The sequence below is a fragment of the Burkholderia oklahomensis C6786 genome (genome assembly GCF_000959365.1).
Taxonomy (GTDB): domain Bacteria; phylum Pseudomonadota; class Gammaproteobacteria; order Burkholderiales; family Burkholderiaceae; genus Burkholderia; species Burkholderia oklahomensis.
On the sequence record NZ_CP009555.1, the window covers coordinates 744,353 to 765,512 of the forward strand.

Here is a 21,160-nt window from a genome sequence, read left to right on the forward strand (position 1 = left end):
CCATTTGGAGACATTCGACAACCCTGGCTGGATGGTTGACAACCGATCGGCATCAACCATGTGGGGTACCCGTGAACACTGATTGGCAACGCTTGCGCGAAACTATGTATTCGGCCGATCGGCCATCGGAGTGGCCCGATGGTGTGCGCGCCATATCCATTGATGGGACGTCGTTCATCGGGGTTCACACGGAAACTGGCGAATTGTATTGGGACGGCAAGAAAGTGGTTATTCAAAAGCCAGTCACCTTGGGGTCGTTTGAACGCGCTCTTGCCATTTTGGCAGCAGTAGGCACCTTCGGCGTGTTCATTCTCGAATTGGGCCGGTCGATCGGGTGGTGGAAAGGCTGATGATCGGCTTCGGATGGCGTGCAGTCGATCGCAGCCTCATGCAATTCAACTGTGTATGCTGTCTGTGTGAGGCGGTCCATGGCGATATATAGCAATTGGGCGTGGCGCATCACCGCTACGCCCTTCTGGCAGAGGTGGAGACATTGTTGTCCAATGAGAAGACTATATTGCCAATGATATCGTTCACAACGTTTCCGCGATTCTCAAATACGGCACCAGCATAGCTTTTGAAGTCGGAAACCGTATCTATTCTTTGCATCAGCGCATCTCTAACAGCGCCCTGGCATCGAGATGTTGCATACGTCATTATTGTATTATACAAAACCAGTTCATCCGCAGTGTAGTCGACACTTCTAAAACCAGAATGAACCGAATCATTTCGGAATATTCTTATTTTTTCAACAATACCCTGCAACAACTTCTTCCACTTTACCCAGCTCTCGTTTTTAGATAGCTGCGATAAGAGGTCTCGAGAAATATCTTTTGAGTACGTGCCCCCTGGAAATCCAAGGTACAGCAACAGCAAGCTCGATATATTATCCTTTTCGCTTTCCTTAAATAGGGCTTCAACAGAAAACCATCTATACAGAATCGCCATTTGCGTGCTTTTCTCCCACTTCGCATTTCGCGCCCAATGAAGCGAGCGCTTGTATCGCTCGGCAAGATCGGTTTTTTTGACGAATGATCCAATGTTCAAAATCTGATTTATTCACGACTCCTCGGGGGGCGATGAAGGTCAAGCTTGGCCCAAAAAAATTGCTCTTTATCGGGCATATGGTTCCATCATCCAAATTTTTGACGTGACCAACTTGCGTTAAGGAAAAATCGCTTAAGGCAAACTTCGCGGAAAGTAAATCGAGAATCGGGACGAATTTTTCATCGGCCAATCGAATGGCCTCTTCGATCGACGTCGCGCGAACGATGGTGGCAATTCTTGCTGCGATTTGACGCTCATCCTTCGGGAATTTTTCAGACGCTGAGTCGCTAATCGCAGCGGCCTCTGTTTCGTCGTCGGTGCTTGCAGGACGTATTTCAACGTCGCCGTACACCTCAGTTACTGGAAAGACAGCGCCACCGCCTGCCAAAATTTTCACAATATAAAAATTCACAATTTTAATCATGAATATTTCTTGCGACTCTAATTAGACGTTTAATCAATATTTGACGAAATGTTTTTTCCAGTTTTGGGCTTGGGATTATCTTTGCCAGCTGCTTGTCAAAAAATAACAGCGATAGCGGTTCATCATGCGTTTCTTCGATTGTTTGAATCAATACGTCCATTGTGAATCTCTCGCTCACGTCCAGAGTGCAAAGATACTTCGCCTCCTCCAAAGCAAGAGGCAAATTTGAAAATGCAATATAGTATGCCAGACGAAGCGCGTGTAAATCCTCCGAATCGCCACCAAATCCCTTCAAGGCAATATCGTACGCTTGGACGTGGGGGTCGAGACGTTTAATGGAAAGCAAATATCCAAGCTTATTTACTTCATAAGATTGCGGTTTTAGTTTTTTTAATTTTTCGAAATAAAATGCTGCTTCCAGAAGGCGCCCAGAGTCCAGCAATGACTGGACGAGCTTCCTGATGGCGATTGGATCACGAAGGTGCAATCGGTAGCATTTTTCGGTTGGGTCCATTTTTATGCCAGCTTTCGAAGGTGTGATGATTCTGCACGAAAGCGTGACATCCGTGCATCAGTTTGTGTCGGAAACGTTGGGCTATCCCTTGATCGATCATGACATTGCCCAGTCATGAGAGTCAAACTCGCGGCAGAAGGTGCGGCAACGGGCGATGGTAGTTCCATGAATGGCTGCTTTCGAATCGGCCATGCGGCCGCTTTGGGTCGATCTGCGCCAGTCCCGCGTTGCAGGCCGGGATCGGCCATGAACGGTCTCTCACCCTGTGACTCGATTGTTCATCCGAATGACTGCAGCGAAACAGAAACCCGACCTTTGATGGGTTTGGTTAGCAGCAGAAAAATCTGTCATGATCGGTATTGGCACCAATGCCTAAAACAGACAGACCCGAGGCAAAATGAAAGCATCGGAAGCGATCCAGCAAATACAAACCGACGTCGCCGGCGCCAAGGCGGATGGGGCGCAACAGATTGTTATTGCCAACCTCGAGGCGTACCTAGCCACTGCCCTACAAAAAGCACAAGCGGAAGAATCTGCCGCCAGCGCCGAACAAATCGCTCAGGTTGAACACAACTTAGAAGTATGGAAAGCACGGCTTGCGGCTAATACTAACCACAGCATTGAGATGTTCAAGTCGGTTGTCGAGGCTGGCCAAACCGCTCTTCGATCGGCAATTGTGATCAACGGCGGGGCTGCAGCTGCATTGCTTGCTTTCGCTGGAAATGCGATCACGAAGGGGCAATCGCTGGCCGGTGATCCTCTGCTCTCTAAGATCGGCCTAGGTCTCGCATGGTTCGTCGCTGGAATGGGTTGCGCTGGTATGGCCACCGGCCTGCGATATCTGGCTCAGTTTGCCTACTCGGTATGTCACGCCAACCAACAAAGACGCGGCGTGAAAGCAACCGCTAACACACTCAATTGGACGTCGATCGTCCTGGGCGCTGTATCGTTCGCAACCTTCTTCGTTGGAGGTTATTCGACCTACTTGGCTATCGCCAAGCCCAACGATACGCCAATCGCCAATGTCGCTTCGCAGCAAAAGCGATAGTGTTAGATTTTAAGTGACGACCACTAAATCTACGTTATCACCTAGGTCAGTCGCTCATGCGAAAAGTCATCGATGCAAACTACTTCCAGTCGCCAGATCTCACGTCCTACCTCGCGGAATCCAGGGCGAATATTGCGGTGCTTCCGGACATAGCCGGCATGGAGACGTACAAAGGTGACCCCGTGAAGAACCTTGAGCGGTCGTACGAGATTCTTCATCGCTTTCCTCAACAGGTACTCATCCTGCGCGGGACTCGGGTAATCGTGAAAACCGCAGCAGACACGAAGAGTCATACACGCTGGATGGAGGACAAGGATCAGACAGCGGGCTTTGAACTGTTTTACCGACAGATCAAACTCGCAGCCACAGGCGAGGAGAGCCATATCCGTGCTGTGCATCAGATCGCAAAGGATGCTGTCGAGCATTTCGACCGCGTCCGTCGCGATGTGGCCTGTATACCGGCCGCATACGAGGGCATGGCTTCGGCCTATACAAACGCCGACAAGCAGCAACTGCGGGCGGGGCTCGACAATATCCGTGAACCGCTACGAGACAAGCTCGTTTGCCAATTGCTGGAAATTGCCGCCTTCGCTCTCAGCAAGCACCCAGACGTGCAGGATTTGCCGCGACGACTGAATAAGGCCGTACGACGGCTTCCTGCGAGATATGCGATAGCCCACTATCTGCTCTTCCTTCGTAAACTCCTGAATGGTGGCCATCGGGCTGTTGAAAGCGCGCACCTTGCCAGCGACGTCGCCGACATGGTTTACATCGCATATGCCACGTACTTTGACGGCTTATTGTCGAAGGAAAAGATGGTCAATGACGTGTACCGCGACGTCATCAAAGTGCTGTCTTGGATTGGGGCGTTCCGCGAAAACTGATCCCCAGAAAGACCACGGATTCGCAGCCCCTATTGGGACCTACCACTCGGCCACTGAGTGGCCGGTGTACACATAAAAGCCGCCGTCACGTGCAGGCCCCCGCGACCGGCAGCTTCGGGTCGCTTGTTGTCGTTCGAATAGTGGCGCCTTCCTATCTGTCCCCGCGACCGACCAGAAGGCAATCGGTCTCCAATTAAATGCGCCTGTCCAAAACCGATCCCTTGCGGACAGGGGCATTTTGCCCTGTCCGTAAATAAGGGTTGAAATGTTTTGGACATTGCCTTACATTCGGACGTCCATTTCGTACAGATTGAGTGCCCGATATGTCCCGAACCTTTGCCTATGCCCGTGTCAGTACGTCCGACCAGACCACCGCGAACCAGTTACGAGAGATCGAGGCGGCCGGCTTCTCGGTCGACAAGCGCCGCGTTGTGTCGGAAAGCATTTCGGGGAGCGTAAGCGCCGATCAGCGGCCGGGGTTTGCGCAGTTGCTCGTCAAGATGGAAGAAGGCGACGTGTTGATCGTGACGAAGCTCGACCGACTCGGCCGCAATGCGATGGACGTGCGGGCCACAGTCGAGGGATTGGCCGAACGCGGTATCCGGGTTCATTGTCTCGCCCTGGGCGGCGTCGATCTGACTAGCGCGGCCGGCCGGATGACGATGCAGGTGTTGAACGCGGTGGCCGAATTCGAGCGGGATCTGTTGATTGAGCGCACGCACGCCGGTATCGCTCGCGCGAAGGCGGAAGGCAAGGCGATGGGGCGGCCGTCCGCCCTGTCAAACGAGCAGCGGGCGGACGTGCTGCGCGAGTTGGACGCGGGGGCAAGCGTGGCCGCACTTGCTCGGCGATTTGGCACGAGCCGCCAGACGATCATGCGGGTACGCGACGCAGTCTAAGCGGCGCGCGTCGTTCAACTCACGCCCTGCTAGAGCCCGACTCAGCGGACCATGCAGACAGGTTGTCTGGCTGAGTTCGGCCAGAAGGAGACCGTCATTCGATGCGCCGCCAAGACATTGAGACGGCTGCTGAACTCCGCAAGCGGTCACTCGATCGTCGAGTGCCGGCGTCGCGCTATCGACCTTTGTCTATGGGGCGGTTTTATATCACCGAAGGCGACAATTGTTTCCAGTATTCCTTGGCTTCGATCGTCCAATTGATGTGACTTGATACTCCATCAAGCCCCGGAAACAATGTTGCATCATTGAATCCGTAATATGACAACTGGCTACGCAACGTATTTCTGAACCCCTCTGAGATCCGAATTTCGTCCAGACCCAGAACACCCTTGGAGTCCGCTCGAATTGGCAACTTAGGGTCGGGATGTATCGTAAATGCTCCACTTTGACTCGTTATGCGTTCGGCGATCCGATGAGTTCGAAATACTGCCAAATCTGAGAACTTGTGGGGACTACTTTCGGTCTCTGGAGGAACTGTCCATTGAAATTTCGCTGCGTAAACGATCGCATCGCCCGGTTGCTGTTCACGCACAGCGAAGTAGCATGCTACGAGCGGATTGAGCGACCAGTCTAGGAGACGAGTGGCGAGGCCATGATGCTGCCCAACGGCAAGCCATTCCCAATCGTCTTGAGGTCGTGAAGTAATGTAGGCGACAGCCTGCCGGCGCCATGACTGAAATACGACTTTATCGTCTATCTGCTGGTACGGCTCTCGGCCGGCCTTCGGGATCAGCGGCCAATCTGCTTTGGCATGCCCTCGGAAAATCCAGCGCTTGTCAGACCGGTACGCATCGAATGCGGCGTGCAACTGCTCGAAAGTTGAAATCATTGCCATAGGAATTTGTTCAGTATCGACCTATTATCACTGACCTTCTGCCATTTCAGCTAACGACAGTTTCTACGGGAAACTTGAGTTTACGTTCTATCTTCGACTTTATGCGCTGCGCTTTCGATGTCGCGATCGAGGGCCGCTGTACTTTGGAAGCCGCCATAGAGGTCCGCTCGTGACGAGCGGCGGTAATGGGTCGATCACGGCCCTTGATGAGGTGACGTCCACGTAATCTCAGACCTGATCTGCATCCGACTGAGAGATCAGGTCTGGACTTGCGCATCTCAGCCCCCGAATCACCAATCTTGTCGCGATTATGCCGCACTTGCTCGTGCCAATCACTGACGTGATGCGACGGTTGCAAAGTAGCTTTCTAGCGTGACGGCGGCTCGGGGGTGTGGGCGCGCGGGGCGTTCTTTGCGCGCAGCGTTCCAGAAGGCGGGGCAACTCTCAACGTCGTCGTACGGGCCCCATGGCTAAGCAGCCTGTCTCCAACTTTATCTCCAAGAAAATGTGTACTTTGGAGATAGACTTGGAGATGACCACAGCCTTACCAGACAAGGCTTACAGGCCGATACAACCGTCTATCTCCAAATCTCCAAATATTTTTGCTTCCGGCGGCACAGCAACGTTCCGCACGGCACGGGCCTTCGACTGATCGAGCCTACGCCGATACGCCCGTCGGTATCTTCTGAACGACCTCGCCTGAACGGCACACGCAGCAGAGCGATATGAATTCTGCGGCTGCCAGAAGCGCGGGGGGCAACTCTGGGGGCAACTCAGCAACACCCAACAAGCAATGCCCTTACACTACCGGCATCACAGAGAATTATTTCATTCCGGCCCTGGCACCAGACAGACATCGAAGCATCGCGCGCAACGTGCCGATGCTCACGACACGGCACCGGCTACGCTCCTCGCCGCCGGGCCGCCGCAATCGAGCCCCGCCTGATAGATACAGCGCGGGGCTTTTCATTTGAACTCGCCGCGGCTCGTCCATTTCGTAGCCACTCGAGCGCCCGCCATCCGCCATCCGCCTCACCCGATTCGCGAACATTCAGCGCCACAGGTTTGCCGCCGGCATAAAAAATCGCCATTGCACCCGGAACACGGCGTCCTGCACATTGGGGAAAGTTGCGCCATATACAAATTTCACAAACGGATCAGAAGGGAATTGTTACAATCACCCCTCGAATGTGCACAAAATGTAACATATGCAACACATTGTTTTATTTCTTCAAAACGCCCTGTCGCTCAAGGGCGTCCTGCTGGGGCTGGCCGGCCTCGTCCTGGTGGGCGGCCTGGCGTACGCGATCCGATCGATCCGCCTCTTCATGAAGATCGGCAACGACGAGTAAGTCCTCGCTAACGAACGAATAACAGACGAATCTCGTTCGCGCCGATCGCGCCGAGCCGTGCGCAGCAAACCGCCATCGCCCTTCCCGACGCGCCTCGATCGCTCCCCCGACTTCTTCCATGCGCCGCGCGTTCGGCCGCAGCAGCCTCCATCACTAGCCAGCGCCGCCCTCTCGCACGCCCTCCTCGTTGCTCACGACGACGAGCACCTCCGCCTGCGTCGCGCCGACGCTGCGCATCCGGTGCGGAATCAGCGCGTTGAAATAGACGGAATCGCCCGTCTTGAGCCTGATCGTCTCGTTCGGGAACTCGATCTCGACGCGCCCCTTGTGGACGAACAGCATCTCTTCGCCTTCGTGCTCGCGAAACGCCGACGTCACGTAATCGCGCGGCGGATGCACGACGAACGGCAGCAGTTTCTTCGGCGCGACGCCCGCCGCGATGCTCTCGTACGTGCGCGCGCTCGTCCCGCCGCCCATCGACGTGCGCTCCGACGCGCGCGTGACCGTGATCAGCTCGCGGTCGTGGCTATCCGAGAACAGCCGCTCGACGTCGACCTGCAGCGCCTTCGACAACTTGAGCGCCACCGCGATCGACGGCACGCTGATGCCGCGCTCGACCTTCGACAAATAGCTCTTCGTGAGGCCGGTCGCTTCGGCCAGTACGTCGAGCGTCCATCCTTTCTGCTTTCTCAGGAGCTTGAGTCGAATCGTCATGACGGCAGGTGTCTTTTGAAAAACCGATTGTATCGTATGACACATCGTGTCCTATAATCGACCTCGTGTTTTCAGTGGCTCGCAATGGCGCACTGCACGCACATCCGTTCACATCATGGAGGTTGCATGGTCGACACATTGAAGATGCCCAAGAGCGAGCTCGTCGCGCTGGCGCAGCAGCGTCTCGACATCGAAGTCAAGGACAGCGGCTGGACCACGCGCCAGAAGCTCGCGCTCACGTGCCGGATCCTGTTCGACGACGGGCACGATTCCGGCCTCGCCGGGCAGATCACCTGCCGCGCCGACGCGCCGGACACGTATTACACGCAGCGCCTCGGGCTCGGCTTCGACGAGATCGCCGAATCGAATCTGCTGCAGGTCGATCAGGATCTCGAAGTGATCGGCGGCCAGGGCATTCCGAATCCCGCGAATCGCTTTCACACGTGGATCTATCGCGAGCGCCCCGACGTCAACTGCATCATCCACACGCATCCGGCGCACGTCGCCGCGCTGTCGATGCTCGAGGCGCCGCTCGTCGTGTCGCACATGGACACGTGTCCGCTCTACGAAGACTGCGCGTTTCTGGAGGATTGGCCAGGCGTGCCCGTCGGCAACGAAGAGGGCGAGATCATCTCGAAGGCGCTCGGCGACAAGCGCGCGATCCTGCTGTCGCATCACGGGCAGCTCGTCGTCGGCGCGACGATCGAAGAGGCGTGCATGCTCGCGATCCTGATCGAGCGCGCGGCGCGGCTGCAACTGATGGCGATGGCGGCCGGCGCGATCAAGCCGATTCCGCCCGCGCTCGCGATAGAAGCGCACGACTGGATCTCGACGCCGAAGCGCGACGCGGTGACGTTCGCGTATTACGCGCGCCGCGCGCTGCGCCGGCATCCCGACTGCCTGGGCTGAGTCGTCGGCTCGTCCAATTGTCAGACCGGCAACATCGAACATTCCGGAGCACCTCAACCCATGTCCAATGCACTGCATGGCGTCATCGCCTATCCCGTCACGCCTTTCTCGTCCGACGGCCGCGTCGATACGGGCGTTCTCGGCGCGCTCATCGAACGCCTGATCGCAAGCGGCGTGCACGGCATCGCGCCGCTCGGCAGCACGGGCGAGAGCGCCTATCTGTCCGACGCCGAATGGGAAGCCGTCGCCTCGGCATCGATTCTTGCCGTCGGCCGCCGCGTGCCGACCGTCGTCGGCATTTCGGACCTGACGACCGCGAACGCGGTGCGCCGCGCGAAATTCGCCGAGCGCGCGGGCGCCGATGCGGTCATGGTCCTGCCCGTGTCGTACTGGAAGCTCGACGACGAAGAGATCGTCGGCCACTACCGCGCGATCGGCGACGCGATCGGCATTCCGATCATGCTCTACAACAACCCGGCGACGAGCGGCATCGACATGCCGCCCGAGCTGATCGCGCGCATCTTCCGCACGGTCGACAACGTGACGATGGTCAAGGAGAGCACGGGCGACATCAAGCGGATGCATCGGCTCGCGCAACTGGGCGACGGCGCGATCCCGTTCTACAACGGCAGCAATCCGATGGCGCTCGCCGCGCTCGCGGCGGGCGCGGCCGGCTGGTGCACCGCGGCGCCGAACCTGAACGCGCGCTTGCCGCTCGCGTTGGATGCGGCGATGCGCGCGGGCGATCTCGGCGCGGCCCGCGATGTCTTCTACCGGCAATTGCCGCTCTTGCAGTTCATCGTCGCCGGCGGGCTGCCGGTCACGGTGAAGGCGGGCCTGAGGCTCGCGGGCTTCGACGCGGGCGAGCCGAGAAAGCCGCTGCGACCGCTCGGCGCAGACAAGACGCGCGAGCTCGCGGCGATCCTCGATGCGTTGCGCGACGTCGAGCGCGCATGAGCGGATCGGGACGCATGCATTCGACGAAAGCGAAACTCGATGCGCTGCTGATCGGCGCAATACGTCCGCTCGCGGACACGCCGCATTCGAGCGCGATCGACAAGCAGCCGGTGCGCGAGCGGCTGTGGCTCGGACGAACCGGGTTCGCTGGCGACGAGCAGGCCGATCGCAAGCACCACGGCGGCCCGGACAAGGCGGTCCATCACTATGCGCTCGATCACTATCCGCTCTGGGCGGTCGAGATCGGTCCGCGCGACGTGCTCGCGCGCCCGGGTGCGTTCGGCGAGAACCTGTCGACGCGCGGCGTCACCGAGCGCGACGTCTGCATCGGCGACGTCTTCACGATCGGCGGCGCGACGCTGCAGGTGTCGCAATCACGGCAGCCGTGCTGGAAGCTCAACGCGCGCTTCGGCTTCCGGACGATGTCCGCGCGCGTCCAGCAAAGCGGGCGAACCGGCTGGTACTACCGCGTGCTCAATGAAGGCTGGGTCGAGCCCGACGGCGAACTCGCGTTGCGCGAACGGCCGCATCCGGAATGGCCGCTGTCGAGCGTGCTCGACGTGCTGTACCGGCGCACGCTCGATGCCGGCGCGCTCGAGGCGCTGTCGGGCATCGACGCGCTGCCGCCGTCGTGGCGGCAATTGTTCGAGCGGCGCCTGAAGGCAGGCGCGGTCGAAGACTGGACGAAGCGGCTCGACGGATGACGCGGCCGCGCGGCACACGGCGGCAGGCGCGAATCGCTCGGCGCGCGCCCGCCGCCCCGCCTTCCTCATTCGCGCGCGCAGAACGTCACGATCGCTTCGGCGACCTGAGCAGCCGCTTCGCGCTGCGGAAAATGGCCGATGCCGTCGAGCACGCTGCGCTCGTAGCGTCCGGCGAAATAACGCTCGCGCGACGCGGAGCCGTCCGGATGATTGCAGGTGTCCGCGCCGCCGTGCAGCACGAGCGTCGGCACGGCCAGCACGGGCGCCGGATTCAGGCGCACTTCGTCGGCCGCATAGGCGGCGTCGCCGCTCGCGAAGCCCCACCGGTGCCGATACGAATGCAGCACGACGTCCGCCCAGTCGGGTGCGTCGAACGCGTCGGCCGCCTCGTCGAAATCGGCTTGCGCATACCAGCCGGAAGGCGCCCAGGTGTCCCACATCGCGCGCGCGAATGCCCGGCGGTCGTCGCGCACCGCCCGCTCGCCGCGCGGCGTCGCCATGAACCAGTGATACCAGTAATTGCGCGCCTGCTGAAGCGACAGCGGCTGATTCGGATCGTTCGTGCCGTAGCCGACCGACAGCATCACGAGATGCGATGCGACCCGCTCGCGCAGTCCGCACGCGTTCGCGACGGCGCGCGCCCCCCAATCGTGTCCGACGAGCACCGGGCATTCGAGCCGCAGCGCGTCGACGAAATCGAGCAGGTCGCGCCCCAGCGCCGCGAGTTGCCCGCTGCGCGGCGTCGCCGCGTCGCGAAAGCGGGTCGGCGCGAAACCCCGCAGCGCCGGCGCGAGCACGCGATAGCCGGCGTCGGCGAGCGCCGGCGCGACCGCTTTCCAGCATGCCGGACTATCCGGCCAGCCGTGCAGCAGCACGGCGGTGCGCGCACCCGCGGGATTCCATTCGAGATACGCGACGTTCAGCAAGGGAGTCGCCGCAAACGCATAGCCGGACATCGTGGTCTCCGTCGATCGACAAGTCATGCCGATCGTAGACCGATCGATCATCACGATTCACAAAGAATCATCATCTATTATTCGAATATCTCGTTGAATCGATTGCCCCGCCCCTATGGATACGCCGCCGGATTCGGCATCGATGTCGCTCGACATCGTGCTGCTGCGCACCTTCCTCGAAGTCGTCGAGCGTCACAGCTTCGCCCTCGCCGCCGAGCGCCTCGCGCTCACGCCGTCCGCGGTCAGCGGGCACATCAAGCGGCTCGAGCAGGCGGCGGGCGTTGCGCTGCTCGCCCGCACGACGCGGCGCCTCGAGCTCACGCAAGCAGGCGAGACGCTGTATGCCTATGCGCGCAACATCGTCGAGATGGAGCGCGAAGCGCGCGCGCGGCTGCGCGGCTCGCCGCTGCACGGCCGGCTGCGCGTCGGCGCGTCCGAGGATTTCGCGGGCGCGTGGCTGCCGCAGGTGCTGCACATGTTTCGTCGCCGGCATCCGCGGGCGTCGATCGAGCTGAAAGTCGGCATCACCGCGGATCTGCTGCGCCAGCAGGCATCGGGACGCGTCGACGTCGTGTTCGGCAAGCAATGCAGCCGAATCGACGAAGCCGGCGAGTTGCTGTGGGAAGAGCCGCTCGTGTGGGCATACGCGTCGGACGCCGCGCTCGACGCAGCCGACACGCTGCCGCTCGCGCTCTTTCCGGAGCCGTGCGTCTATCGCGAAGCGGCGATCGCCGCGCTGAGCGGCGCGCCGCGTCCTTTTCGCATCGTGTTCGAAAGCGGCAGCATGGCGGGCTGCGTGTCGGCGGCGCTTGCGGGGTTCGCCGTCACCGTCGTCGCACGCAGTCAGCTGCGCGACGGCTTGCGCGAATGCGGATCGGGAGACGGGCTGCCCGCGCTGCCCGCCGCGCGCTTCTACGCGTTCTCGCGCCAGCCGACGCCCGCGAGCGCCGCACTGATCGACGCGGTGCGGGAAACCGGGCGGCGCAACCGGTTCGTGCCGACGAATTGACGCGCCTATGCGGACGAACGCGCATCGACTGCGACGCCCGTCTCGGCAATGAATCGCCGATACAGAGCGCGCCGAGAGAGATGCGCGATCGGCGATAAGTCGGTGAGAATCCGCGAATATGAAAATACGAAGACCACGCCAATCAAAAAACAAGTCACGGATATACTAGGATTCATCCATTAACAAGACACTTAAAGTCTCGTCAAATTATCTATGCGCGAGGTCAATCGTTTCTCCGAGATGGCGGTGTTCGTTCAGGTGATCGAGTCGTGCGGATTCTCTGCGGCGGGACGACGGCTCGACATGACGCCGTCGGCGATCAGCAAGTTCATTCAACGGCTCGAGACGCGGCTCGGCGTGCGCCTGCTGAACCGCACGACGCGCAAGCTGCAGCTCACGCCGGAAGGCGCCGCGTTCTACGAACGTTGCGTGCGCATCCTCGAGGACATCGCCGACGCCGAGCGCGAAGCGACGCGCGGCGCGAGTCCGCAGGGGCGCGTGCGAATCAATTCGCACGTGCCGTTCGGCAAGCGCCATCTGATGCCGCTTCTACCCGAGTTCCAGCGCCGCTATCCGGAAATCACGCTCGACATCGTGCTATCGGATGCGGTCGTCGATCTGCTCGACGACCGCAGCGACATCGCGATCCGCTCGGGCGCGCCCGACGATTCTCGGCTCGTGATGCGCAAGCTCGGCGGCAGCCGGATGGTCGTCGTCGGCTCGCCCGCGTATTTCGAGCGCTGGGGCGTGCCGGAGACGCCGGACGATCTCGATCGCCACCATTGCATCGGTCTCAGCGGCAACACGAAGACATGGCCGTTCGTCGTGGCGGAAGGCCGGCGTCTGCTGCCGTCGGGCGGCAACCTGCTGCTCGGCGACGGCGAGAGCATCCGCGAGGCGGCCGTCGCCGGGCTCGGGCTCGCGCGGCTCGCACGCTGTCATGTCGCCGAGGACATCGATGCGGAGCGCCTCGTGCCGGTGCTCGAAGCGTTCAATCCGGGCGACGAGGAAGAGATCAGCGCCGTGTTCGTCGGTCCGAGCGAGCAACTGCCCGCGCGTGTGCGCGTGCTGCTCGATTTCCTGAAAGAGCGGATTCGCATCGGATCGCGCATGATCGACGATCGAGGCGACGCACCGGCGGCCGGCACTGGCGCCATCGTCACGCGACTGCGCTGAGCGCGCCGCGGTCGACGCGCGTCTCGGCGCCCGCCGTCGCATCGCCCTCTTACGATAGTCGGTCCTGCGAAATTCACCGCGTCCATCGAATGGGCGTTTGATGCCAGCGCTCGCCTGCTAGCGTGAAGGCGATGCGAGCGCGCGCGATTCGCCGTTCGTGAACGCAAAGGCGACGAGCAAAGCGGCGAGCGCATAAAAGGCCGTCAGGCCCAAACGAGCAATGGCGCGCAGCAGCCAGCGCAGGTTATAGCCGGCCGCGCGCGTCTCGGCATGCACGGCGTCACCTGTTTTCCCTTTGAGCCAGCAGCGGCGCATGCCGTGATCGTGCTTCACGTGCCCAGTGATCGGTTCGATGACCTGCCGGCGTTTGAGCCAACGCCGCTGCTTGTTTGAAAGCGTCTTGCTCTTGCTGCATTGAACGAGTTGCACCGGCGCAATGTCGGCGTCCACGCCGCGATACCCGAGATCGGTCAGCATCGTCTTCACGCGCGGTTCGCCTTGCACCTCTTGCAGCAGGATCGAGGTCTGCGCCAATTGTCAGTTGGATAGGCGATCGCTTTCTCTTGAACCGTGCTGTCGACGATCACGCGCTCGAACTCGGCCGGCTGAATCGCCTTCATTTGAGTCGCCGTGGCAATCGTCGTCGTCAGCAACGCCTCAACGCCGGCCTCGCCCAAGGCTTGCCGAAAGCGCACGAGATCGGTCGGATCGCAGGACATGCGCGCCTGAAAGTACGCCTCGCCGCAGAAGAACTGGAAGTACACGTCTTGCGCCCAGCGCTCGCATACCGATTCGTCGCTCTCGTTGTAGGCATGCTTCAAATACAGCAGCCCCACCATCAAGCGAATCGGCAATCGTGGGCGGCCCGCCGCGCTCGCGCCACCGCCCGCCATTACCTTCATCGCGCCGAACAGATCAACGCCTTCGAGAACACGGCCTTCACGAGCACGGCGCTCGAACATCGGCGCGAGCGCCGCTTCGATCGACCCTCACGGCATACGCGTGGCCAACACCGCCAGCGGGTGACGAAGATCGATCCTCGTGTCCGGACGGCTGCGGAAAAAGTCGGGCGTGCTCATCGGCGTGGCTCGCAAACTCCCAGAAAACCAATCAGATCAATATCGACTCTCGGCGTTCGCTAAATCACGATCTCCCTCCACTGCCTTGCCGCACTTGCCTCGCCTACCTTATGCAGTGCCGACAAAGTACCGGCGACTTCATAACCACAAGTCTTATGATCGCAATTTGACGGGATCTCGGTCAGCGCCCAATTCGGGCAACTCAAAAAAACTAGCGATCAGTTGAATACCGTCCGCCTTATTGCGACAGAACCCGTCGATATACGTTATTTTGACGTTGCAGCACGCCGCGATCGACAAGATATCGCCTCAGCCGAGCGTAATCGGTCGTGAACAACTGACAGATTTTGGATATCTCCGATTCGGTGTATTGGACATCCGGGGCGAAAGCCGTCGCGATCTTTTCGATGGCGAGATCCGTTTCCAGCTGTCGATCGCTCAAATCTTCAGCGCTGCGATGCTGTCGATCGGCAATCTCTCCCCACACTGTGTCGATATCCAAAAATCCACTCTCATCTCGCTGAATAAGGCCGATGCTCAACAACCGGGTCACGATTTTGCTGATGGCCTTCGCATCGATGCCGACTCTCTCCACGATATCGGCAAGCCGATTGACGCCGAGGACGATCGCAGCATAAACGGAGCGCGTTTCGCGCGACGTCATCGCGGCAATGATGGCGTCTTTGCGAAGACGCTGGTTCAACGCCTCCTCGCCAATCGGCAAATAGCTGCTGCGAATTGGAATTTCTCCCAGTTCGACGAGCTCGGACTGCAGCGGCTGCGAACGGAGCACGCGTTCATTTTGTTGACGCTTCCGGACGATACCCAAGCCACTCTGGCGGTATTTGTGCAACTCCGGCAGTGTTATCAGCTCGAATGAATCGTCCAGCCTGCGAAACAGCTCTTCCCAGATCGGCGTTCTGACTCTGCGAACGCGTTGTTGTCCGCCCTCCATACTGACGGTGGTCAACATGGTTGGCTCGTGCAAGCACAGGTATCCACCAGGCGCGACGTGTTCCCAAAGCGCCGCGACAAAGCGGACATCGTCGGCCGGCGTGCCCGCATCGATCCACGCGATGTCTATCGCTCCCCATGAAGCAATGGTGGCTTCGTCGAGTGCGTAGAAGTTGCTTTTGACGAATGTAACGAGGCCCCCGTCGACATCGTGATTCTTCAACGCATCCCATGCTTCTTCGGCCGAGGAGCCTTCGGCCGTGAAGTTGTCAATGGTAATCAGCCTGGGTTGATAGATATCGGGAATTCCGGTCGGATCCAGAAGTGCGCTGCGCTCCTGCCATGTCGAGGCATCCAGTAAATCCTTGTCGTGTTGCCAATCCTGCCGCGCCTGCTGGAGCGCCTTCGCGATGAAAATCGTGCTGTCACCGGCACCTATCTCAACGACTGTTGCGGGGCGGGTCATGCGGATGAGCGCCGAGATCAGACTGGCGCTGTTCTCGGTACCCATTCCGGGTCTAATCATGTGCACGGGCGTTCTCTCCAGAAATCAATCGCAACATGCCGGCTTCCACAAAGTGGACGATGTTCGGGTGCAGTGGTTCCGGTATCTCGTTCAAAAGCTTGTCCAGGGAAAAGATACCTTGAGAAGCTTCGCTCAATCGAATGGTTCGACCGTTAAGCTGGTTGATGGCTACGCGTCCGATCCCGGGGGCGTCGGCAACGATGCAGGTGGGTTCGATCATGTAGCCGACCGGAGGAGATGCCGGGAACACTTGGTCAGTCTCGATGAACCCATGTCGATATAGCGCGACCAATAGCGTGCCCGCCTCATGCGCCACGCCATTGATTTCCATACCCGGCAACGCGCCCACTGTTGTCCCTTCGGCGAGCGCCTGAACGTCTTCATGGCGAAACCCTCCAAACGCCTGCGCGCCTTCAACCACGACAAGCGATGATCGAATCCCCCGCGCACCGACAAGCCGAGGCGTATTGCGAGTAATGCGCACTGACTTGGACCATCTGACCGAGCGGTCTGGCGCCAGGAATTCAGGGCAGGTGGCGAGCGGGTTCCGCAATTCCGGTGGCATTGACTTGCTGAGCGTGTAGCTGCCATTTCCGTCGGCCTGGTCGCCCTGGAGATATTCGGCGAGCTGCCAGGCATACCCCCCCGCGCCCTGATAAAAGTTTGGTCGAATCGGATCTGTTCTCATGGGGGTTCAAGCCGATTTCAATATGACAATTGCCGTTGCCATGCCCACGGCGGTCCCGTCCTGCACTTCGGATGCGATCACTTTTTCGACCGTGAGGCCGCTGGCCTCCGCGATGGGGACGAGTGCCGACGGCGTCCACATCCGGTCTCGAAGATCGCATACGACCCCTTCGATATTCCCGTTGTCATTCCGTCCCGATTGCGCAAAGACCGATCGATGCATGATCAGCTTGTCGCTGTCGTATTTGTAGGCCCACCAGATGAGCGCGGCTTCCCCGTTGCTCCGCCGAAATGGCACCACCGTGCATCGTTTGTCCATGAACGAAAGACGCTCGGGTGTTCCGTCACCGAAGACGGCGACCATGATCCTCGATCCGGAGTCGCGCAGCTGCGCCTTCGCGCTACGCAACAGCACTTCGAGCTTATCGTCGTCCAGAATGAAATTGACCGTCGCATCGCCAAACGTAACGACGTCGAAGCGTCGTTGCGTGATCGGCGTCGGCAAATCAAATATGTCGCCCTGGAGCGCGTGAATGTGGCTGTGATTGATGGACTTATTGAAGCGATCGATGGCGACCGGGGAGATGTCGATGCCAAAGCTCTCCTTCAGCGAAAATTTTTCGGCGAGGTGCAGGAGCAGCCGGCCATCGCCGCAGCCCAGATCGAGAATATTGTGCCCATCCCGGACAATGGATTCCGCGGCGGAAAAATCCCATGTCGCACGGACCGTCGTCAATTCATACTCGTCGAATAACGGCTCGTCGAAGTAGTAGTGGCTGACTCTGAGATCCGCTATGCCCGATGTCACGATTCGATCCAAAGGGGCTTGTAGTTTGATTGATTTCGTATCGCTTGGCTTCGATCCGAAGCGTCCTATACCATCCATCATTAAGCTCCTTTTGTAACCATGCTTGGTCGGTTTTTGACATTCAACGCGAAGCCGCATGCGCCGATGATCGCCGTTACGACTCCAACAGCCACGAGAGCCATGCTCACGTGCGCCGTACTAATCATGCCGGCGCTCAGGAATCCGAGAAATACCGAAGTCTGGATGCAAAATATGTAGGCCGGCATCAGGTTGACACGCCGCTGCGGATCGATCGCCTTCATCATGAAACTTGCCGTGAGCGCGTTCTGGATGCCGTTTGCCGATCCGATTAGAAACGTGGCGCACATGATGATCCATGCCGCGTCGCTCAATGCGAGCCATAAAATGCCGAAGCCGATGATACTGGCGGCAATGGAGGCGCCGGCGGCATCGCCGAACCTCGCCAACATCCCGGAGAAAACCACGGGACCGACGATCAGCCCCACACTCAACGCGCTGATAACGAATCCGTAGATCTCGGCACTGAACTGCAGCTCGGTGCGAATTCGAAATATCAGCAGCACATTGAGCGTGGATGTCAGCGCGACCGTCATCAACAACGGGGCGACCGCACGGATCACGCCGGCCGTGCGAAAGAGATCGGGCAAGTCGAATCGCCCCTTCTGCTTTTCTTGCGTGGGCGCCTGATCGGATTTTTGACTGAAAGAATCCAGCACCTTGAAACATAGCGCAGTGACAAGCGCGGCGACCAACACCAACAATGCCAGCAGCAAAAGCCCCCGTGAACGCTCGGCCGTGCCGTACAGCAGCCCGCCGAGAGCCGGGCCGCCCACGTAACCCATGTTCCGCACCGATTGCGTAATCCGGTTTACGCGATCGATGTACCGCTCGTTGTTTGTGTAGCTTGGAATGGCGACCATGATTGCCGCCCACTGAAGGGACCCCGTGGATCCGAGCGCCATCGACACGACGACGTAGCTCCAGAACTGATTGGCCAGGGACGCGACCGCGATCAGAAGCGACTGAAGGAGAAATACCGCGGGAATCGTTTTGCGAGGCCCGATCCGCCGAAGGACCATGGGTGCGATCGGGCCGGAAAGAATGCCTCCGATGAGACCGGCGGCGAGCAATATCGAGACCGAGGAAGTGTGGTCAGCCAGCCTCAGGGCAAAGGTCACTTGAGCCGCTTCATCGGCGAAGCTGCCAAACGACAGGGAGATACAAATAAAAACGAGCGCCCATCGACCTCGGATGCCCATCAAAGTGCTCCCCACCGCGCCAGCGATGCGGCAACACTCAGGAAATCATCGTTAAGCAGCCTGTCTTTCCCGCTCGATAAATCCGAAATGTTCACTTGCTGACCGGCGGACAGGCTATTCAGAAAGTCGTGTAATGCGCGGCTGTATCTGAAGCTGCCGCAGTGGCCGTTGGCCGCGACCAGGACCTCCCCCTCCTGCAATACCGGCATCCACTGCAGGGTGCTGACGGCGTTGAGGGCGATGACATCGTCCAATTCTTCGACTTCGACGATTGGACGGCCGACATTCAAGCGGCTGCTGGTGTCCGAGATGAGTTGAGAAATCATCATTCGTCTTTTCAGAGACGCGCTGTCAAGCAAGGCCTTCAGGGATGAAAGCAGAAGCGCATCATCGGGGTTCAGGCTCGCGATGCCTGAGGAACGCACGTCATGGCGGGTACGATTGGGCGCCTGGAGCAGGCCCTTCACGTAGTTCGCGTTTTGCTGAGAATCGTTGCCGGTCTCCCAAAAAGCGATATTCACGTTTACCGAAACGTCGGATTTTGTTTCGGCAACGTGAAGCCAGTCCTCGGGGAAATAGGTTACTCGATTCGTTTTGTTCTCGAGCGGAATGCCTTCAGGCTTGAATGACTCATAGTCTGGAAATCGCACGCCGACGAGATCCGACCGGGTTCCGGGCCAGGTGAACATCGTTTTCCCATCGCGCAAGGTGAACCCGAAATTATGCGCATGATCCACATGGATTCCGATGTAGGTGGATGAATATCGCCCGATAAAGCAATCAATATCGACGCGGCCGCCAGGCCGATAGCCTATCGACAAGGCGAGCTGGTCGGAAAAAGCTTTTGCGACGTCCCAAATGACGGGGCTTGCCGCATGAAGCCCATAGTACATGACCGTCCACTCGTCGTCGCCGGCAAGACGCTCAATTCTCGATACATAATCCTCGAGCGTGTTATCGGTGGGACGCACAAGAAAATCAGGATGCGGCTCTGGCGTGCGCTTTCCGTTGAAAGCGGTTATGGCTTCGGACTGAGAGTTGCGGGATCGAATGTCGTTCGCGCACACCGCATATTCCCTGAGCGCATCCAGCACATCTTTATCGTTGAATGGGATCTGCGATATGGCCAGCTCCGTCGCTTGCTTACCCCATAATTCTTTCACAAATTGCGGCGACAACAATGCGACCATATTCGACTCTCCGTTCAGAGAAACATGGATACGTGAGCAAGAGGCCAAAGCCTCTTGCTCAAGAAGCGGATTCAGCAATGCATGAGCATTACCGCGCCCTTCAGGCAGCCTCGGCGACAGCCATTACTTCTTCATCGTTACGCTGCGCATACTTGACATTGGCCACAACCGGCTCTATCTCGACATCATTGCGCTGCGCGTATTTCACGTTGGCTACGACTGGCGCCACCTCGACGTCGTTACGCTGTGCGTATTTCACATTGGCTACGATCGGCTCGACCTCGCCAGCGGTCAATTCATGATTTCTCGTTATGTTTTTCAAGGAAATCGTCATATTGATGCTCCTTTTTAACGAAACTGAATTTAGGGAAGGTGACGCGTGCATCCTCTTTTTCCATTAAGAGGTTACAGGCGGATAGAAATTACAACAAATGTAATTTCCATGTCAAGCATTTGTAATGTAGGTTAAATTCAGCCGATTTCGACCACGTCGATTTATTTGCATACCGACTGAGTTACTTATGTCAAAAATCCACACAAATTTCGTCACATTTATAACTTGCAATTATGATGGCAATTCCCGCACCTTGGTCATTGGCCAAACAGATGCGGCGAGCTTTGGGCGCTCGTCACGCCAAGCAGCAACCCGATTGATGCGATGGCTGTTAATTTCTCGTGTCTCCGCAAACGCAGCGCCGCAAATGTTCAAAGTTCAGCGCGTTGCGGTGGCGCTCGATGGTGATGCTTCGGCCTGACGTAGCCCGCATGCAGTTCAGGGCCATGGAGCGCAGACGCGCCAGAATTCCGCGCTTGGTTCGCGTCGAGCAGTGATCCTTTCGCAAGGCCACATCGCGTACGTGGTGATTGTGGTTTTCTACTAAGTCGTCGGCCCGGCAAAATTCGCCGCGTCCAGCGCACGGGCGTTTGACGCCAGCGCTCGCCTGCTAGCGTGAGGGCGATGCGAGGGCGCGCGAACAGATCAACGCCTTCGAGAACACGGCCTTCACGAGCACGGCGTTCGAACATCGGCGCGAGCGTCGCTTCGATCGACCCCCACGGCATGCGCGTGGCCAACACCGCCAGCGGGTGACGAAGATCGATCATCGTGTCCGGACGGCTGCGGAAAAAGTCGGGCGTGCTCATCGGCG

Annotated in this window: 24 protein-coding genes and 2 pseudogenes; 11 read left to right on the forward strand and 15 right to left on the reverse strand. The window is 58.9% G+C overall.

The window, feature by feature from the left end; genetic code table 11:
- Nucleotides 1-71 precede the first annotated feature (71 nt).
- On the forward strand, nucleotides 72-350 hold the full coding sequence (locus BG90_RS31760; RefSeq protein WP_232239037.1) for a hypothetical protein: 279 nt from the start codon (nucleotides 72-74) through the stop codon (nucleotides 348-350).
- A 115-nt stretch (nucleotides 351-465) separates the two neighbouring features.
- Here the strand turns inward: BG90_RS31760 and BG90_RS34600 are convergent, their stop codons facing one another.
- Genes BG90_RS34600 through BG90_RS34610 form a run of 3 tightly spaced genes read right to left on the reverse strand, consistent with a single transcriptional unit; the run spans nucleotide 466 to nucleotide 1,985 of the window.
- Nucleotides 466-948: a hypothetical protein gene (locus BG90_RS34600; RefSeq protein WP_124072300.1), complete on the reverse strand. Its 483-nt coding sequence runs from the start codon at nucleotides 946-948 to the stop codon at nucleotides 466-468.
- Entirely contained in the window at nucleotides 932-1,471 is a 540-nt protein-coding gene (locus BG90_RS34605; RefSeq protein WP_124072301.1) for a hypothetical protein, read from the reverse strand. The genes BG90_RS34600 and BG90_RS34605 overlap by 17 nt, the downstream gene beginning before the upstream one ends.
- On the reverse strand, nucleotides 1,464-1,985 hold the full coding sequence (locus tag BG90_RS34610; protein WP_124072302.1) for a hypothetical protein: 522 nt from the start codon (nucleotides 1,983-1,985) through the stop codon (nucleotides 1,464-1,466). The genes BG90_RS34605 and BG90_RS34610 overlap by 8 nt, the downstream gene beginning before the upstream one ends.
- Before the next feature lie 397 nt (nucleotides 1,986-2,382).
- On the opposite strand from BG90_RS34610, the gene BG90_RS34615 reads away from it, so the two are divergent.
- From BG90_RS34615 to BG90_RS03330, 3 genes are all read left to right on the forward strand, one after another.
- Nucleotides 2,383-3,033 (forward strand): hypothetical protein, encoded by a 651-nt coding sequence (locus tag BG90_RS34615; protein ID WP_124072303.1) that lies wholly within the window; start codon nucleotides 2,383-2,385, stop codon nucleotides 3,031-3,033.
- Between the two features lie 56 nt (nucleotides 3,034-3,089).
- Nucleotides 3,090-3,917: a hypothetical protein gene (locus tag BG90_RS03325; protein WP_010111955.1), complete on the forward strand. Its 828-nt coding sequence runs from the start codon at nucleotides 3,090-3,092 to the stop codon at nucleotides 3,915-3,917.
- Nucleotides 3,918-4,240: 323 nt separating this feature from the next.
- Complete coding sequence (locus BG90_RS03330) at nucleotides 4,241-4,816, forward strand: recombinase family protein (RefSeq protein WP_010114312.1); 576 nt, start codon at nucleotides 4,241-4,243, stop codon at nucleotides 4,814-4,816.
- A 202-nt stretch (nucleotides 4,817-5,018) separates the two neighbouring features.
- On the opposite strand, the gene BG90_RS31765 is transcribed toward BG90_RS03330, so the two are convergent.
- Nucleotides 5,019-5,711: an FRG domain-containing protein gene (locus BG90_RS31765; RefSeq protein WP_081469718.1), complete on the reverse strand. Its 693-nt coding sequence runs from the start codon at nucleotides 5,709-5,711 to the stop codon at nucleotides 5,019-5,021.
- Nucleotides 5,712-6,919: 1,208 nt separating this feature from the next.
- Here BG90_RS31765 and BG90_RS36605 point away from each other — a divergent pair.
- Entirely contained in the window at nucleotides 6,920-7,063 is a 144-nt protein-coding gene (locus BG90_RS36605) for a hypothetical protein (protein WP_010114310.1), read from the forward strand.
- 153 nt (nucleotides 7,064-7,216) lie between these two features.
- On the opposite strand, the gene BG90_RS03335 is transcribed toward BG90_RS36605, so the two are convergent.
- Nucleotides 7,217-7,777 (reverse strand): helix-turn-helix domain-containing protein, encoded by a 561-nt coding sequence (locus BG90_RS03335; RefSeq protein ID WP_010114309.1) that lies wholly within the window; start codon nucleotides 7,775-7,777, stop codon nucleotides 7,217-7,219.
- 126 nt (nucleotides 7,778-7,903) lie between these two features.
- Between BG90_RS03335 and BG90_RS03340 the strand changes: the two genes are divergently transcribed.
- Genes BG90_RS03340 through BG90_RS03350 form a run of 3 tightly spaced genes read left to right on the forward strand, consistent with a single transcriptional unit; the run spans nucleotide 7,904 to nucleotide 10,347 of the window.
- Nucleotides 7,904-8,686: an aldolase gene (locus tag BG90_RS03340; protein WP_010114308.1), complete on the forward strand. Its 783-nt coding sequence runs from the start codon at nucleotides 7,904-7,906 to the stop codon at nucleotides 8,684-8,686.
- A 60-nt stretch (nucleotides 8,687-8,746) separates the two neighbouring features.
- A complete protein-coding gene (locus tag BG90_RS03345; protein ID WP_010114307.1) occupies nucleotides 8,747-9,643 on the forward strand; it encodes a dihydrodipicolinate synthase family protein in 897 nt (298 codons plus the stop codon).
- 14 nt (nucleotides 9,644-9,657) lie between these two features.
- Nucleotides 9,658-10,347: an MOSC domain-containing protein gene (locus tag BG90_RS03350; RefSeq protein WP_025989698.1), complete on the forward strand. Its 690-nt coding sequence runs from the start codon at nucleotides 9,658-9,660 to the stop codon at nucleotides 10,345-10,347.
- 65 nt (nucleotides 10,348-10,412) lie between these two features.
- Here BG90_RS03350 and BG90_RS03355 read toward each other — a convergent pair whose 3' ends face one another.
- Entirely contained in the window at nucleotides 10,413-11,303 is an 891-nt protein-coding gene (locus tag BG90_RS03355; RefSeq protein WP_010114305.1) for an alpha/beta fold hydrolase, read from the reverse strand.
- Between the two features lie 115 nt (nucleotides 11,304-11,418).
- On the opposite strand from BG90_RS03355, the gene BG90_RS03360 reads away from it, so the two are divergent.
- Both BG90_RS03360 and BG90_RS03365 read left to right on the forward strand, forming a co-directional pair.
- Nucleotides 11,419-12,312, forward strand: a complete 894-nt coding sequence (locus BG90_RS03360; protein ID WP_010111942.1) for a LysR family transcriptional regulator — start codon at nucleotides 11,419-11,421, stop codon at nucleotides 12,310-12,312.
- Between the two features lie 213 nt (nucleotides 12,313-12,525).
- Complete coding sequence (locus BG90_RS03365; protein ID WP_010111941.1) at nucleotides 12,526-13,488, forward strand: LysR family transcriptional regulator; 963 nt, start codon at nucleotides 12,526-12,528, stop codon at nucleotides 13,486-13,488.
- A gap of 117 nt (nucleotides 13,489-13,605) precedes the next feature.
- Here BG90_RS03365 and BG90_RS38170 read toward each other — a convergent pair whose 3' ends face one another.
- The 8 genes and pseudogenes from BG90_RS38170 to BG90_RS03405 all read right to left on the reverse strand — a co-directional run bounded on the left by BG90_RS38170 (nucleotide 13,606) and on the right by BG90_RS03405 (nucleotide 20,346).
- The gene (locus BG90_RS38170) at nucleotides 13,606-13,965 is read right to left on the reverse strand and encodes a transposase (RefSeq protein WP_441299850.1); all 360 of its coding nucleotides are present in this window, start codon (nucleotides 13,963-13,965) and stop codon (nucleotides 13,606-13,608) included.
- Nucleotides 13,966-14,021: 56 nt separating this feature from the next.
- A pseudogene (locus BG90_RS38175) lies at nucleotides 14,022-14,363 on the reverse strand (transposase); the annotation flags it as partial.
- A gap of 442 nt (nucleotides 14,364-14,805) precedes the next feature.
- A complete protein-coding gene (locus tag BG90_RS03380) occupies nucleotides 14,806-16,032 on the reverse strand; it encodes a DUF2087 domain-containing protein (RefSeq protein WP_010114304.1) in 1,227 nt (408 codons plus the stop codon).
- A gap of 7 nt (nucleotides 16,033-16,039) precedes the next feature.
- Nucleotides 16,040-16,735 carry a hypothetical protein gene (locus tag BG90_RS37155; RefSeq protein WP_232288867.1) on the reverse strand — a complete coding sequence of 232 codons (696 nt, stop codon included), beginning with the start codon at nucleotides 16,733-16,735 and terminating at the stop codon, nucleotides 16,040-16,042.
- A 6-nt stretch (nucleotides 16,736-16,741) separates the two neighbouring features.
- On the reverse strand, nucleotides 16,742-17,623 hold the full coding sequence (locus BG90_RS03390) for a class I SAM-dependent methyltransferase (RefSeq protein ID WP_025989696.1): 882 nt from the start codon (nucleotides 17,621-17,623) through the stop codon (nucleotides 16,742-16,744).
- A complete protein-coding gene (locus tag BG90_RS03395; RefSeq protein WP_010114301.1) occupies nucleotides 17,623-18,822 on the reverse strand; it encodes an MFS transporter in 1,200 nt (399 codons plus the stop codon). Before BG90_RS03395 ends, BG90_RS03390 begins: the two co-directional genes overlap by 1 nt.
- Entirely contained in the window at nucleotides 18,822-20,012 is a 1,191-nt protein-coding gene (locus BG90_RS03400; RefSeq protein ID WP_010111786.1) for a hypothetical protein, read from the reverse strand. The genes BG90_RS03395 and BG90_RS03400 overlap by 1 nt, the downstream gene beginning before the upstream one ends.
- A 100-nt stretch (nucleotides 20,013-20,112) precedes the next feature.
- Nucleotides 20,113-20,346 carry a hypothetical protein gene (locus tag BG90_RS03405; protein ID WP_025989701.1) on the reverse strand — a complete coding sequence of 78 codons (234 nt, stop codon included), beginning with the start codon at nucleotides 20,344-20,346 and terminating at the stop codon, nucleotides 20,113-20,115.
- A 187-nt stretch (nucleotides 20,347-20,533) separates the two neighbouring features.
- On the opposite strand from BG90_RS03405, the gene BG90_RS36380 reads away from it, so the two are divergent.
- On the forward strand, nucleotides 20,534-20,767 hold the full coding sequence (locus BG90_RS36380) for a hypothetical protein (RefSeq protein ID WP_144427322.1): 234 nt from the start codon (nucleotides 20,534-20,536) through the stop codon (nucleotides 20,765-20,767).
- A gap of 184 nt (nucleotides 20,768-20,951) precedes the next feature.
- Here the strand turns inward: BG90_RS36380 and BG90_RS34635 are convergent.
- Nucleotides 20,952-21,155 (reverse strand): annotated as a pseudogene (locus BG90_RS34635) (IS5/IS1182 family transposase); the annotation flags it as partial.
- Between the last annotated feature and the right edge of the window lie 5 nt (nucleotides 21,156-21,160).

Bases quoted from the DNA above. Each gene is read 5' to 3' on its own strand.
- BG90_RS03365 (WP_010111941.1), top strand. From the start codon at position 12,526: ATGCGCGAGGTCAATCGTTTCTCCGAGATGGCGGTGTTCGTTCAGGTG.
- BG90_RS37155 (WP_232288867.1), bottom strand. From the start codon at position 16,735: ATGAGAACAGATCCGATTCGACCAAACTTTTATCAGGGCGCGGGGGGG.
- BG90_RS03330 (WP_010114312.1), top strand. From the start codon at position 4,241: ATGTCCCGAACCTTTGCCTATGCCCGTGTCAGTACGTCCGACCAGACC.
- BG90_RS03400 (WP_010111786.1), bottom strand. From the start codon at position 20,012: ATGGTCGCATTGTTGTCGCCGCAATTTGTGAAAGAATTATGGGGTAAG.
- BG90_RS34615 (WP_124072303.1), top strand. From the start codon at position 2,383: ATGAAAGCATCGGAAGCGATCCAGCAAATACAAACCGACGTCGCCGGC.
- BG90_RS03360 (WP_010111942.1), top strand. From the start codon at position 11,419: ATGGATACGCCGCCGGATTCGGCATCGATGTCGCTCGACATCGTGCTG.
- BG90_RS03350 (WP_025989698.1), top strand. From the start codon at position 9,658: ATGCATTCGACGAAAGCGAAACTCGATGCGCTGCTGATCGGCGCAATA.
- BG90_RS03390 (WP_025989696.1), bottom strand. From the start codon at position 17,623: ATGATGGATGGTATAGGACGCTTCGGATCGAAGCCAAGCGATACGAAA.
- BG90_RS31765 (WP_081469718.1), bottom strand. From the start codon at position 5,711: ATGGCAATGATTTCAACTTTCGAGCAGTTGCACGCCGCATTCGATGCG.
- BG90_RS34605 (WP_124072301.1), bottom strand. From the start codon at position 1,471: ATGATTAAAATTGTGAATTTTTATATTGTGAAAATTTTGGCAGGCGGT.
- BG90_RS34600 (WP_124072300.1), bottom strand. From the start codon at position 948: ATGGCGATTCTGTATAGATGGTTTTCTGTTGAAGCCCTATTTAAGGAA.
- BG90_RS03405 (WP_025989701.1), bottom strand. From the start codon at position 20,346: ATGACGATTTCCTTGAAAAACATAACGAGAAATCATGAATTGACCGCT.
- BG90_RS03395 (WP_010114301.1), bottom strand. From the start codon at position 18,822: ATGGGCATCCGAGGTCGATGGGCGCTCGTTTTTATTTGTATCTCCCTG.
- BG90_RS03340 (WP_010114308.1), top strand. From the start codon at position 7,904: ATGGTCGACACATTGAAGATGCCCAAGAGCGAGCTCGTCGCGCTGGCG.
- BG90_RS36605 (WP_010114310.1), top strand. From the start codon at position 6,920: ATGCAACACATTGTTTTATTTCTTCAAAACGCCCTGTCGCTCAAGGGC.
- BG90_RS34610 (WP_124072302.1), bottom strand. From the start codon at position 1,985: ATGGACCCAACCGAAAAATGCTACCGATTGCACCTTCGTGATCCAATC.
- BG90_RS36380 (WP_144427322.1), top strand. From the start codon at position 20,534: ATGTCAAAAATCCACACAAATTTCGTCACATTTATAACTTGCAATTAT.
- BG90_RS03355 (WP_010114305.1), bottom strand. From the start codon at position 11,303: ATGTCCGGCTATGCGTTTGCGGCGACTCCCTTGCTGAACGTCGCGTAT.
- BG90_RS03325 (WP_010111955.1), top strand. From the start codon at position 3,090: ATGCGAAAAGTCATCGATGCAAACTACTTCCAGTCGCCAGATCTCACG.
- BG90_RS03345 (WP_010114307.1), top strand. From the start codon at position 8,747: ATGTCCAATGCACTGCATGGCGTCATCGCCTATCCCGTCACGCCTTTC.
- BG90_RS38170 (WP_441299850.1), bottom strand. From the start codon at position 13,965: ATGCTGACCGATCTCGGGTATCGCGGCGTGGACGCCGACATTGCGCCG.
- BG90_RS03380 (WP_010114304.1), bottom strand. From the start codon at position 16,032: ATGGGTACCGAGAACAGCGCCAGTCTGATCTCGGCGCTCATCCGCATG.
- BG90_RS03335 (WP_010114309.1), bottom strand. From the start codon at position 7,777: ATGACGATTCGACTCAAGCTCCTGAGAAAGCAGAAAGGATGGACGCTC.